Below are 13,155 nucleotides of genomic sequence, written 5' to 3'. Positions count from 1 at the left end.
GCCTCTTAGGTCCTCTTTAGGCATCAAATCGTCTCCTTTTGCGGATAACTAAGTAAATACACGCAATTGCTATTACGATCAGTCCTCCAAATCCAATTAGCCAGACGACCGGCATCCGATTTTCCTGTGTTTCGCTTTTTACATCTGATATATGCGATTCGGATTGCAAGGCAGAAGCATTTGTATACAATTTGCCGTTTCCGGATTTGACGGCCATAGTAGCTGCTTCATCCGTATGACTCAGGAAACTGAGCAGTTCTGAATCGACAGTGGAATCACCTTCAACACTTTCCAGTACCATCATCGTATATTCCTTATTCCCCCAAAGACTTGGCTGGATCCAACTGACAGCATCCGTAGTTTCCCGAAGAAAACCAGCTGCTGCCAAGTCAGGTTTTCCATTTTCATGTGCAACAGCCAGTTTAGAAGATTGCTCCTGAAGTGCCGGCTGAACATTCGGACCGCCAATAAAGAGCAGCTGGTGGTTTTTCAGGCTGTCCTCCGAAATTTCATTTGCTTGCTCTATTTTCCAGTTCATTGACTGTGAAGTTACAAAAAGGGTTTCATATAGTTCCAGCAATTGATTGTCATCAACACTTTCGACAGCAGGCAGCACAATTAAGGTCTCTTCTTCCTGATCTACGAATGGAAATGGAAATTCCGCAAATGAAAATGCTTTACTTTTCTTCTCCTTTGGAAAGGTAAAAAAACTATCCTCTTCAATATAAATCCAACGATTCCGATCTGTCGTAATGCAAGGATTCTTCGATAGTAGACCACTCGCGGTAAATTGCAAACTAACCATGCGATGGTCTTTGACAGCTTTTTTGTCAATCGGAACTTGAACAGTGTAGATGCCATCCTTCTCTTCTTGCAACTGACGAATATTGATCGAATGCGGCACATCGTTTACCCAGACAACCAATTCAACATCGTTTTCCAGCAGTTCATCAGATGTCGTTTCTTCGTCATTTATAAAGGCGAAATCCGTATGTTTCAAATGCAACTCCAATACAGGTGTTTGTTCCTTACTTACGGAGTACGGAAGATAGTGAAAGAACTGTTGACTCTCTCGCTGCTGGCTATCCAGGATGAGATTCGACATGCCAAAATCTTTTAGAAGGAACGTTGAATGATCCTGTTTTTCAGGCTTTTCAGGAATGGAGTTCAGCACTAACAGTTCCCCCGCTAATTGCTCAGTCAGACGCAGATCGGTTAACGTAGCTATCCGTTTTTCCAGGTCTTCTGGCGACTTGGCGATAACAAACAGCGCATCGACCTCCTGCTTTCCATCCGTAATTTTCTCAAATGAAATGACGGCAGTATCCTGCTCTACTGGCAAATCTGCTTGTTTCAATACATCTTTCATAAACGGACTTGTAAATTCATCTACACTGCCGATGAACAAAACAGAACCTTTTATTTTCTTCACATCTGACTCCCTGACGACGCGTACCGAATGTTCTTCCTGGCTCTGTTTAGATAAAAATGCACCTACTTTCAGTGCGCTATCAAGCGATGCCATCGCTGCATTTTCTGCCAGGATAATCGTGACAGGATTCTTTTCCGTGCCGGTAAAGGCTGCGGGATAATTCTCCAGGGAGTTTTTTTCTGTTGCTTCCCTGTCTAATTTAATGTAAGAATCGATCTGAATCGTCATCCAATTCCCCGTAGTCCCTTGTTCCACACAAACTCCTTCTTTAATCACTCCATAAAAAGAAACAGTTACTTCATGATAGCCTTTCTTCAATGCCTTCCCCTTTAAAGGAACTACCATTTTATCTGTCTCTTTTTCTCCTGGCAAAGCGACAGACTTCAAAGCTTCGCCATCCACACGCACTGTCACGGCAGAAGGGGCAATCAGCAATTCCGAATGGCTAAAATTCAATACAAACGCCTGATCGGATGCTGATTGGTTTTCTTGAAGCTCATAATAGAACGTAATTTCTTGTTCGGGTCCCTTCAATTCAATGGGTTGGTTGGTGATCGGTTGTTTCTTGGATGCTGATTGATCGGCGTCGAGCTGTACCTGCGTCAAATGAAGCGGTTCCTTTGTTTCAGATGCTTCACTTGCCGTCTGCCAGCTTGCACATAGTAGCACGGTCAGGATTCCGATGAATAAACGATTCATTTATTTACCCTCCACTTTCTTTTCTGCAAAACGTTCCGTCTTATACCATCGAACCTCTTGCCTTAGTAACATTCGCTTGGTCTCCAGATACAAAGAGCACACGACAAGAATAATCCACATTTGTGAATACGTAAAATACATAAAGATGATATAAAAGAAATTCTTCCAAGTCATTTCTGTTCTTTCAATACTTAATGAAATTGCAACTTCGGCGATGAACAACAGAAAGGCAAGACCCCATAATACCAAGGCGACATTCCCAATCTGCAATTGAAGATCATAGAACAAGTTCACAACAAAAAGGACATTCGACACGATCACACCGAAGAAGAACAGAAAGTACGTGAAAAAGAAATAAAATAAATCAAAGATAATCCGCTTGCGTTTCAGTTTAAATAGTTGGGATAAAAACTTGATCACGACGTACTGATTGCCACGCGCCCATCGTGTCCGCTGTTTCCACCACACGCCAAGGGTTTCAGGTTCCTGTTCCCATGTAATGGCGGCCGGGAAAAAACGTATATGATACCCAAGATCATATACCCGTACTGTTAATTCCGTGTCTTCAGCAAGTGCCTTTACATCCCAGCCTCCGAGTGTGTCCATAATATGCCGGCGAATCGCAAAGTTCGTGCCTGGAATAGTCGCCACCTTAAACCATTTCCAACGTCCGGCTTGCGCCATCCACTGAAAACAAATCGTCTCGATATTAATGAAACGTGTCAGCCATGTCTGCTTGGCATTACTGACGCGGAATTTACCGACCACCGCACCTGATTTGGGATCGTTCAGCAGACCCATCACCAAATACCAAACCGCCATCTGTTCGGGCGTATTATCCGCATCGTAAACTACGATTACTTCACTGTCTGATTGTTGTAAAGCTTCATTTAATGCAGAAGACTTTCCGATCCCCCGATTAGGCGATTTCGTTTCAATTAGCCGAATGAACGGATACCTTTTAGCATATTCACCCGCGATTTCTCCCGTTCGGTCCGACGAGTTATCGTCGATGACAATGACTTCCAGCTTATCTTTTGGATAATGAAGGTTCACCATCGCACGCAGCGTCTGACCAATGACAACTTCCTCGTTGTGAGCAGGAATGAACACACTGACAGTTGGAAGGTCCGACATATTCTTTCGCCATTCGGGTATCACTTTTTCGAAGTTCACCGAATGGCGATAGCCCCCTTGCATCAAGAACATATGATATAGCAACATGATCCAGATCAGGATAAGAGCAATGTAAAATAATAGATTAGCCAATATGCTCCCTCTCCTTAAATAGCCTTTTTTTCAACTTAAACCGAAGACTTACGACGTAAAGCAAGAAAGCAATCAGAAAGCCGATGACGACTCCCGCAATGATCCATAAAAAAGTATTAAAAGGATTTCCTATTACTCGTTCATAAAGCAAGCGCGTTTTTGTCATGGTGGATTGAACGACTAGATCATCTGCCGTCTGAAATATGGTAACTCGTTCCGTTTGCACGGTTTGCTCTGTCTGTTTGTATTGCAGCCATTCCATGTTCGGGACCGATTCCATCAGCTGAACTAATTTAGTCAAATTCTCTGCTCCTTCAGAAGGATCATACATTCCCGATATCACAGATCCAGGAATGGTACGTAAGCGAGAGAGGGACGTTCTGACCTCCTGTAATGGATCAGGCAAAGCAGAGTCTACATGGCCGAGCGTATTTGGATAGTGCGCCATTCCTGCCAATAGATTCGGTTTAGATATGAAAGCGGGTGTATGCACACTTTCTCCAAAGAGCGAGGTGAACGAAGAGGAAAGCGCCTGGTATTCTGTGGAGCTCATTTGAACTTTGGGCTCCTTGGCGGCAATAGGATACAAGCCAAGATCCGTCAAAGCTTCAATCGATCTTGACAATTCTGCATGGATTCCTGCTGTTTCCGTATCCTGCCGTTCATTTCTGTCGCTTTCGTATTCCGCATCCGACGAATAAAAAGTCTGCTCCTTTAAAGGAGGCAGGCCACCCGTAAAAGAGGTCTCCACAACTACCGTACCGCCGTTCTTTTGAAGCTCTTGCAATACGTGAACCAGCTCTTTATTGGATGATATATCCGTATCGGCATAGAACGGGGAAACGACCATAAAAAACGGAATTTCACGGTCTGCTAAATACATACCGGTTTCGAGAACCAGCACGGCGTCCGAAATAGGAGAAATCCCTTCCAGTCCGATAAATGCCGGGTGTGTGCCGGGTGTCTTCATATCTAGCATCGTAAACAGTGAGCGGCTGAGGACCAGTGTTTCTATTGGTCCGAAAAAACTTGTCGCGACATACGTCACAGAACCTTTTTTGCTGATATACGGCAATTGCTTATCGAGAGACAGTCCTTCCGCTAACACGATGCTGCCAGCAGGTGAGATCACTTGTGTTGCCAGTTTCGCCTGTTCTAACGGCTCCCCGCCAACCGTCCGTATGATTTCTTCGCCAATAAACTTCCACTCTGCAAATGGAGATAACTGCTCCGCATTGTGACCAAACGCAAGCAATTCTCCTGAAAACCCTGCGATTTCTTCCTGTACGATTTCAGGCACACGCCCTTCTTCCGCCCCGACAAAGAGAATGACCTCATACTTCCGCAAATCGCCCGGCTGAACTTCCGAAGCTGCATACAGATCCACTTCCTTAACGACAGCGGATAAAAGGGCATCGAGAAAATACACGTCGTTCTGCATATCACCATCGTTTGTCATATAAATGATGGCTGCAGTCTCCTTGTCCTCCTCTGCTTTCACAGATGTGCCGGCAAAACTGGAAGCCAGCAGAAACACGATCATCCACACGATTAGCGGCTGCTTATAAGTCACGAACAACCATCCCGCTTTCAATTTGTGAAATTAATGCAGCGCTATCTTGAAAATCCGCCTGTTTATCAAACTCTTGAAATGCGGTACGAAACGACAACGTCACATATTTCTCACTTAGCAATTCATGGTCTTTCAACTTCTTGGTTAATTTTTCATAAATAATCTCAATGGAAGCATCGTCAGTATGTGTCAACAATAGCGCAAAGCGATTATTGGCATAGCGGAATTTACGGTCTGTTGAGCGAATGATGGTCTGCATTTTATCCGCCAGCGAGGCGACTAGATGCTTCAACTCTTTCTCTCCATACAGCCGTTGAAATTCTTCGAAAAACTCTAGTTCCAGCAGAATGATCGTAAATGTTCCGCCGTAACGTTTGCTGCGCCTCATTTCCACATCCAATTCCACTTCCATCCGTCGGCGATTATCAAAGCCTGTTTCCACGTCAACCGCCACCAGCTGATCGATCTCTTCCTGCAGCCTGCGATTCAAACGGCTTTGACCGATAATTTGATCATGGATTTTCCCTGCTAGCAACGCGGTCAGCAGCAGAACAAAGCCAAAGCCCAGCAAATAAGGCAGCGGTATTGTCAGGATGCCGGATGAAGAAGCAGAGAAAAAGAGAAATAGCAGAAATGTACCGATAACGAAAATAAAAAGCAAGCTGCTTACCAAACCGACAACCGGTCCCCCCACTAATGAAATAGCCGTCAAAATAACTAAAAAGATATTCAGAAGCAGCCCCGTTTGACCCTCCTGTAATAAAAAGAGAAAAACTGCCGCCAAGCCGATGATAAGTATCGATAGCAGAGACAGAGTTTTTGCTTCAATGAGAGAAAATGTTTTCATCGATTCCTTTCCTTTCGGCAAGTAATGCCAATAAATTGTCGAATGTGTGAGTAGCTGTTGAATCTATATCAATAAACCCTCCATAATAAAGGCGAGCTTTATCCGTTTGTTGCATTGCTTGTAACTTTTCATAAAGCTGTTTTGCAAAGTCGGTGTCCTCTATTTCCAGACACATCAGAATCGCCAGCGCATAAACAGAGGCTGCTTCATATAACACGGATGGTTCACCGGACTGTAAATCATATCGACCATATAACTTATGATCTCTCTCAAATGTAGACTTGGCGAACGATACAAGAGGTTCGACATCCCCTCCCCATTGTGCTCGATGATAGCCAACATAAAATTGATCAATCAAGTTAATCTCCGGGTCAAAAGAAAATGTTTTAGTTGGCAAATCATAAGACTTCGGAAAAAAGCCGAGTGGACTTACTGGTGCATCACTTAGCAGCTGTTTCGTTTGGTCGTACCATTCCGCTGGTAATTTATTCATCCGCTCAAAGCCTTCCGGGATAATATAACTGAGAGTAATTGTCTCTGCCTGCCCCTTGTTTTCCAGATCAATATGGTCCACAAACCATCCGTCATTAGATTGGTAACGAAGAAGTGAGGCTTCCACTTTCTCTGCCAGCTTCGTATACGCCCGATGATTCCACTGCTCACCCGCCCTGTACAAGGCGGACATAATCCGCAAATCATCAATGAACGCATTGGCCGAGGCTTTTTCTTCACCTCGCAACTCCCAAAAAACTAAGTAATCTTCGTTCAAAAACTCACTTTTCAATATATGCACCGCTTCTTCAAACTGATCATAATCATCTTTCTCCAGCAAATAATCCATCCAAAGACCAACCGTTTCCGACAAATAAATATCACTTTGATCCTGTAGATTCGTCTGTATCCGCCCGTCTTCTTTCATTAGGTACTTTTGGATAAATTGTTCAGCCCCCAGTTCTTCTTTCGGTTTCCTGCTCTCTTTGTTCTCCAGTAAAACCCGGGCCCCGTAAATTGCCAAAGAAGCTAAGATTATTATAATAAACAGTATTTTTCTCTTCATATGCCGTGTCCTTTTCCTAGTCATTTATGTGGTGTGCAGTTCATAGGAGAAACTCTGTCGGTTTTCGCCAAAAACATAGCTGAATCAGCATACTCCAGCAAAGTCGTCACATCATTGCTGTGAGAAGGGTAAATACTTGCCCCGACACTGATATCGATATCCAGTATTCCTCGACTCGTAGTGAATGGCTGGGAACCTACTGAATGAACAGCCGCCAATAGATCAGGAAAGTCATCGGTTTCATGCAGAACGATGACAAATTCATCACCACTGAAATGAAACGCCATTCCTTCATCTGCTGTGATTACTTTTAGACGCCTGCCGAGTTCCTTGAGCACCTCATCGCCAACCATGTGGCCAAACTTATCATTGATCCCTTTAAACTTATCCACATCCATATAGAAAAAGAAAGCCCTCCTCCCGAAGTGGTCTGCCTCCTGTATATACGATCCCACATTCATATCAAATGCTCTTTTATTCGGCAGATTCGTCAATTCGTGCAGGCAGGCTTGCCGGCGCCAATAATCTCTCTCGCTTCGAACCAGTGAATCATGAAAGACGAGTAATACCCTGCCCGGCTGACTGAACGGGATCACCGTCGCCTGCACCCACAAAAGTTCACCCATCTCCGAGTAAAAACAAAGTTCTCCTGACCACTGTCCTTCCAGTCTCGCCTGAACCAGCAGCTGCTGCCATGCTTCAATCGCTGGCAACTCCGTATTTAATATGAGAAAATCTGTTAAATGGATCGAGGCAGCAGTGTAGCCAAATACTTGCTGGAAATTTTCATTCCATTCTAAAATGGTGCCATCTGACTTAGCAACAGCGAGGATGATAGACGGGGACAAGAGATTTTTCATGAGGGTAGCGGTGCAATCTGCCTCGTTGTTATTCTGCCTAAATAAAGATGGGGGTGTCATTAGCAATTCCTCCTATTTTTATATCAATAAATTTTCTTCGACTTGTTGATTCCTAGTATATGTCAAGGCTCTTACAAAACTCTTAAACTGGTGCAAAAGAAAAACCAGCCTCATTTTGACTGAGACTGGTTTTACTGCCTTACACAGAAGGCCAATTAATTGAGATGATGAAAACTTGCGGAAAGCCCGTTGGAGATCAATGCAAAATCTATATCCTGAAAGAGTTTGAAGATCTCCACACATCGTTTGATCCGAAAAGGACCGCTGCCCTGGACAGCGACCCTTATACTTAGCTTATAATACAGGCGATAGTAAACGGGAAATTCCTTGTTTAAAGCGGATCCAAAGTGATCTTTCTGCATAGCGGCCGGCTGTCAGCTCTGAACTCAACTCGATATCTTGCAAGAATAGATTCTGCAGCTGCTTTGCCACTTGTTCATCGTAGATAATCGCATTCACCTCAAAATTCAGCCGGAAACTCCGTGAATCGATATTCATTGTGCCTACCGATGCCACTTCACCGTCGACTACAATGGTCTTTGCATGCAAGAAACCATTTTCATAGAGCAGGATTTTTGCGCCGTAATCAATTAGATCGCCGGCATATGCCCAGGTTGCCCAGTAGACAAAAGGATGATCCGGCTTGCACGGGATCATGATGCGGACATCTACACCTGAAAGCAGAGCAATCTTGCAGGCGTCCATGAAACTTGTGTCCGGAATAAAATAAGGCGTCTGGATAAAGATGCTTTCCTTAGCCGACAAAATTAGCTTTATATACATATTCTTCAAATGTTCTGTCACAGAATCCGGTCCGCTTGAAACGATCTGCACGGGACTCGTTCCGTTCTGCACTTTCTGCTGAAAAGAGTAATCTCCCCAAACACCAGGCTTGTTTTTACCGGCCTGATGCCAGTCAAGAATGAATTTCCCCTGAATATTATTAACTGCTTTCCCAGTAATCCGAAGATGCGTATCCCGCCAGTAACCGAATTTTTCATTCAGTCCTAAGTATTCATCTCCTATATTGAAGCCGCCAATATAGCCGATTCTTCCGTCAATTATGACGAGTTTTCGGTGATTTCGGTTATTCACTCTGAAATTCACCAAGCGGAATAAAGAAGGGAAAAACACTTCTACTTTGCCGCCGGCTTTGCGTAGATCTTCAAAGAATTTCGGCGCTGTTTTTTTGGAACCGACTTCATCATAAAGCAGCCGCACTTTCACACCGGCTTTTGCACGTTTAATTAATGCATCACGAATTCTCTTTCCCAAAGCATCCGGCTGAATAATATAGTATTGGATATTGACCTCCTGCTCCGCAGACTTGATGTCAGCCAGCAGCGCATCAAATTTCTCATGTCCATCCGTAAAAATTCCAATTGCATTGTCATCTGATAATAACGCGTGGGAAGACATCAAATTCATTCGAATCAATTCCTTATGCTTATGCATTAAAGGAGACTGCGCAAGCTGTTCATTGTCCAATGTCTCAAGCTGCCGGTCTGCTTCCGTTTCAATGGCTTCTTTTTCTTCAGCTGTCAGCTTATAAAAATTTTTCTGTTTCAGGTTGCGGCCGAGGAACAGATAGATAAAGAAACCGGCAATTGGCAGGAATACCAGCACCATAATCCAAGCCCATGTGTTTCCGACATCTCTTCGTTCGAAAAACAGGACACCTGCTAAAAGCAGCACATTGAGTGCGGTAATAATTGATACGGATAACGTGATGAAGTTGGTTATGTCCATTACAGTCACGATCCTTTCATTTTCATTGCGGACTTCTTTGTTTCCATATACTAGCTCCATAGTTTTCAGATTGTATTCCTAAATATAGCATGTAAAGATACAAATAGAATAGAAATTATGTAGAATGACAAAAAAGACTGTCTATTGTAAAATAGCAGTCTCCAACACAATGAATCCGTTAACATTCTATATATTATTTACGAATCAGTTATCCTTCCTCATTCAAGAACTCTTCCTTCACACGCTCACTATACGCCTTCTTACTCTCTCCTTCTTGCATCGGATATTTCTCCTCTACAAGCGGCATTAACTTCTTCCACAGCAGATCCATCACATAAAAGTCACGGTCAAATTGATAATCCAGCTCCTCCAGCGTCAAATCAAGAACTTCTGCATATCTCTCTTTCTCTTTACTGCGAACAGCAGCCGCATATTCCTTAATAAATTCTGTCACTTCTTCCTCTTTCACTTTCACTCCGTACTCCTCTTCCGCGATGCGCAGTGCATCCCAATAACGTCCGTTTTCCCTCTCCGCCATCGACCGCATAAATTCCGGTGAATGCTCCTGCTTCGTAAAATTATTCTCTACCCGTATGCGGAACTCCGCCTTCTTCACAGTAAACAACGTGTCCGTTTCATTCGCATTCACTCCTGAACGAATAAACTCCAATTCTTCCTTGATCTCAGGCATGTCTTTCAGCACCTCTTCCACCGCCGCGTTCATTTGTGCATAATCTTTCGTTAGGAGCTTGGGCTCTGCCTGCTCCGAACTGGCAGGTTTTTTAATCAGCATACTCGCAGCAATAACTAAACTGAAACATATCATCGTCAGCGCAAATCGATTGCTCCCTGTCATTTTCATTTCTCCTTTATGCAGTAAGTCCCTCTACTATGCCATAGTAAAGCTGATTAATTTGTTGAATGCACTGCATAGCCGGCAAAACTTTTCTCTCCCCTTCGACAAGTATTTCCGGGAAAACAAAAAAATCCAAGTACACGGAAGAGCCGCATACTTGGATTACTTACTTATTTACGGACAGCTGTCACTTTCTCTGTCGTAAACGTCACAATGACGAACAATGCAAAACTAATCAGTAACACTGTACCGCCGACAATATAGAAAATTAGAGCAAATGTTTCATTGATATTAAACGGTTTCATGAACTGAAGCCACATACCTGTCGTCAATCCGATTGCTCCGATAATTCCTGACCATCCCTGGATTGTCAGCAGCTTCTTCGCACGTACACGGTAAATTTTATAGAATACGCCCCACGAAAACATCGACAGCCAGCCAACCAGCAAAATATGCGCGTGAATCGGACGGAACGCAAGCGACCCGGCACCCGCCATATGAGAACCGAGTACCGTACCGATCAAGCCAAAAATCGCCGCAATGCGAATTAAACGTATACTCCACTTATCCTGTAACATCTTTATTCCTCCAGTCGTCTTTCTACTATCTTCATACTATCAGAGTTAGATGAACGGAATGTGAACAGAAGATTATAATCTAGGCAAGCGCACAATGAAAGTTGTTCCCTGTCCTAATTCGCTTATCACTTCTATTTGGCCATTATGCAGACGTACGACTTGCTCAACAATTGAAAGCCCGAGTCCCGTTCCTTCTACATCACGTGTTCGCGAATGGTCGGCCCGGTAAAAACGATCGAAAATTCTTGCCTTCGTTTCTTTCGACATTCCAACACCTGAATCTTCAATCGAGAAACAAACCCATTCATCCTGCTCCCACAGCCTGATATCGATTGTTCCGCCGTCCTGTGTATACTTAAGGGCATTCGACAGTAAATTCTCCCACACTTTCTCAAGGAAAGCAGGATCACCTTCATACGTCACTTCCTCAATTTCAAGCATCAGCGACATTTCTTTCTCCTGCAACAGCCACTGTGATTTCCGTACAGTCTCCCTCATTTGTTGATCCACACGGAACTCTTTCTTCTGCAGCGGAGAAACGAGCTGATCCAGCGAAGTCAGCAGCAATAATTGCTTCGTCAGCGTAGACAGCCTTTCTGTTTCCGACTGGATGATCCCTGCGTAATGCTTTCTTTCATTGGCAGGCAGCTCTTCATTCGACAGTAAATCCGCATAGCCTTTGATATTCAATAAAGGCGACTGAAAATCATGCGATACATCACTGATAAATGCCTTCCGAATTTGATCGTTCTCACTGAGCCGGTTGATCATCTGCTGAAAACTCTTTGCCAGCTGTCCGATCTCATCTTTCCGGTCAATCGACAGTTCCCCGCTGAATTGTTCCTCTCCGACCTTTTTCGTCGCCCGGGTCAGTGCCACAATTGGCTCAATCAGCTTGCGCGCCACAAAGAGCATCGCCAGCAGACTGATGATCGCCATTACAATGACCATTCCCCCGAGCAGATAGTGAATTTCTGTAAACAGCAGCTTAATGTCGGGGCGCAGGAACAAAGCATACGTGCTGCCTTGAAAAGTAAACGGCACACCTACTGTATTCGCGGATTCATTCGAAAAATAACCCGTCACAAACGTCTCCGCCTTCAAATCTCGCATGCCGTGGTAAACTTCTCCACCGTGTACCTGACGAACTGCTTCAGGCTCCAAATTATCCAGACGGAAACTCTCTCCGTAGGCATACGCTCCTCCGTCCTGTGGAATTACCATCAGTTTATAGCCCGAGTTTGCAATCATTTCAAAATAAGCATTCAAATCCAGACCGTCCTCCGACTCAATGAAAGAACCGATCTCTTCTGCAATCCTGACATTCTTCGTGTCATTCTCTTCCTTCAGATAACGGTGATAATATGTATTGACAGCCAAAAAAGCAACGACCGCACTTGAAAGCATGATCGCGACAGTCAGTAACAGAAACTTGCCGTACAGCGACTTCATTCCGAAACCTCCAGCTTGTACCCGACACCGCGCACAGTTACAATCTTCACCTGATCTGTCAATTTCTCAAGCTTGTCCCGCAGCCGTTTAATATGGACGCTCAGCGTCTGCTCATCTCCCTCGTAATCAAAGCCCCACACACGCTCTACCAGAACATCGCGCGTAAACACCTGATTAAGTCTGGATGCAAGCACAGACAGCAGCTCAAACTCCTTCAGCGGCAGCAAAAGCGACTTCTTGCCATGTACCACTTCATAACTCTGCCGATTAATCACCAGCGGCCCTACCTGGATTATTCTGTCCACTGCCTTGTCATAACGCCGCAGGATCGCATGAATTCTGAACAGCAGCTCTTTCGGCTCAAAGGGCTTCACCAGATAATCATCCGACCCCGCCAAAAATCCCTTTTCCTTATCCTCCATCTCCCCCTTCGCCGTCAGGAGCAGCACTGGGATCTCCGTGTCCTCCCGAAGTCTCTTCGTCAGCGTATAGCCATCCATCCCCGGCATCATGACATCCACCACTGCCAAGTCCGGCCACTCCCGCTCCACTGCCTCCAGCGCTTGTTCACCATTCACAGCCTTCACCACCGTATACCCCGCCTGCCGCAAATGAATACTCACCAGCTCTAAAATATGTATATCATCATCCACTACTAAAATTTTCATACAGTCCGCCTCCTCCTCTTCCACTCCGCATTCAGCAATCCAGACAGAATAATAA

The 13,155-nt window shown here is 44.5% G+C and carries 11 protein-coding genes; all 11 read right to left on the bottom strand.

Annotation, left to right across the window (positions count from 1 at the left end; genetic code table 11):
- Positions 1–16 precede the first annotated feature (16 nt).
- Positions 17–2,131: a cellulose biosynthesis cyclic di-GMP-binding regulatory protein BcsB gene (locus tag GDZ68_RS17010; RefSeq protein ID WP_153723514.1), complete on the bottom strand. Its 2,115-nt coding sequence runs from the start codon at positions 2,129–2,131 to the stop codon at positions 17–19.
- Entirely contained in the window at positions 2,132–3,400 is a 1,269-nt protein-coding gene (locus GDZ68_RS17005; RefSeq protein ID WP_153723513.1) for a glycosyltransferase family 2 protein, read from the bottom strand.
- Positions 3,393–4,973 (bottom strand): DUF2334 domain-containing protein, encoded by a 1,581-nt coding sequence (locus GDZ68_RS17000; protein ID WP_153723512.1) that lies wholly within the window; start codon positions 4,971–4,973, stop codon positions 3,393–3,395. Before GDZ68_RS17000 ends, GDZ68_RS17005 begins: the two co-directional genes overlap by 8 nt.
- Positions 4,963–5,820 carry a diguanylate cyclase domain-containing protein gene (locus tag GDZ68_RS16995; protein ID WP_153723511.1) on the bottom strand — a complete coding sequence of 286 codons (858 nt, stop codon included), beginning with the start codon at positions 5,818–5,820 and terminating at the stop codon, positions 4,963–4,965. Before GDZ68_RS16995 ends, GDZ68_RS17000 begins: the two co-directional genes overlap by 11 nt.
- A complete protein-coding gene (locus GDZ68_RS16990; protein WP_194841218.1) occupies positions 5,798–6,877 on the bottom strand; it encodes a prenyltransferase/squalene oxidase repeat-containing protein in 1,080 nt (359 codons plus the stop codon). The genes GDZ68_RS16995 and GDZ68_RS16990 overlap by 23 nt, the downstream gene beginning before the upstream one ends.
- A gap of 20 nt (positions 6,878–6,897) precedes the next feature.
- Positions 6,898–7,797, bottom strand: coding sequence for a GGDEF domain-containing protein (locus GDZ68_RS16985; RefSeq protein ID WP_153723509.1), 900 nt, complete (start codon positions 7,795–7,797; stop codon positions 6,898–6,900).
- Positions 7,798–8,091: 294 nt separating this feature from the next.
- On the bottom strand, positions 8,092–9,546 hold the full coding sequence (gene cls / locus GDZ68_RS16980) for a cardiolipin synthase (RefSeq protein ID WP_153723526.1): 1,455 nt from the start codon (positions 9,544–9,546) through the stop codon (positions 8,092–8,094).
- A gap of 208 nt (positions 9,547–9,754) precedes the next feature.
- Positions 9,755–10,402, bottom strand: coding sequence for a hypothetical protein (locus tag GDZ68_RS16975; protein ID WP_153723508.1), 648 nt, complete (start codon positions 10,400–10,402; stop codon positions 9,755–9,757).
- 170 nt (positions 10,403–10,572) lie between these two features.
- The gene (locus tag GDZ68_RS16970) at positions 10,573–10,980 is read right to left on the bottom strand and encodes a hypothetical protein (RefSeq protein WP_153723507.1); all 408 of its coding nucleotides are present in this window, start codon (positions 10,978–10,980) and stop codon (positions 10,573–10,575) included.
- A 72-nt stretch (positions 10,981–11,052) separates the two neighbouring features.
- Positions 11,053–12,432, bottom strand: a complete 1,380-nt coding sequence (locus GDZ68_RS16965; RefSeq protein WP_153723506.1) for a sensor histidine kinase — start codon at positions 12,430–12,432, stop codon at positions 11,053–11,055.
- Positions 12,429–13,100: a response regulator transcription factor gene (locus tag GDZ68_RS16960; RefSeq protein ID WP_153723505.1), complete on the bottom strand. Its 672-nt coding sequence runs from the start codon at positions 13,098–13,100 to the stop codon at positions 12,429–12,431. The genes GDZ68_RS16965 and GDZ68_RS16960 overlap by 4 nt, the downstream gene beginning before the upstream one ends.
- Positions 13,101–13,155 lie beyond the last annotated feature (55 nt).

The sequence above is a fragment of the Sporosarcina cascadiensis genome (assembly GCF_009650995.1).
GTDB classification, from domain to species: Bacteria; Bacillota; Bacilli; order Bacillales_A; family Planococcaceae; genus Sporosarcina; species Sporosarcina cascadiensis.
The sequence above is the reverse complement of the archived record's forward strand: the minus strand, read 5'-3'. Positions and strand labels throughout refer to the sequence as shown.

Coding starts and splice junctions, on each gene's coding strand:
- GDZ68_RS17010 (WP_153723514.1), bottom strand. CDS start 2,131: ATGAATCGTTTATTCATCGGAATCCTGACCGTGCTACTATGTGCAAGC.
- GDZ68_RS16995 (WP_153723511.1), bottom strand. CDS start 5,820: ATGAAAACATTTTCTCTCATTGAAGCAAAAACTCTGTCTCTGCTATCG.
- GDZ68_RS16990 (WP_194841218.1), bottom strand. CDS start 6,877: ATGAAGAGAAAAATACTGTTTATTATAATAATCTTAGCTTCTTTGGCA.
- GDZ68_RS16985 (WP_153723509.1), bottom strand. CDS start 7,797: ATGACACCCCCATCTTTATTTAGGCAGAATAACAACGAGGCAGATTGC.
- cls (WP_153723526.1), bottom strand. CDS start 9,546: ATGGACATAACCAACTTCATCACGTTATCCGTATCAATTATTACCGCA.
- GDZ68_RS16975 (WP_153723508.1), bottom strand. CDS start 10,402: ATGACAGGGAGCAATCGATTTGCGCTGACGATGATATGTTTCAGTTTA.
- GDZ68_RS16970 (WP_153723507.1), bottom strand. CDS start 10,980: ATGTTACAGGATAAGTGGAGTATACGTTTAATTCGCATTGCGGCGATT.
- GDZ68_RS16965 (WP_153723506.1), bottom strand. CDS start 12,432: ATGAAGTCGCTGTACGGCAAGTTTCTGTTACTGACTGTCGCGATCATG.
- GDZ68_RS16960 (WP_153723505.1), bottom strand. CDS start 13,100: ATGAAAATTTTAGTAGTGGATGATGATATACATATTTTAGAGCTGGTG.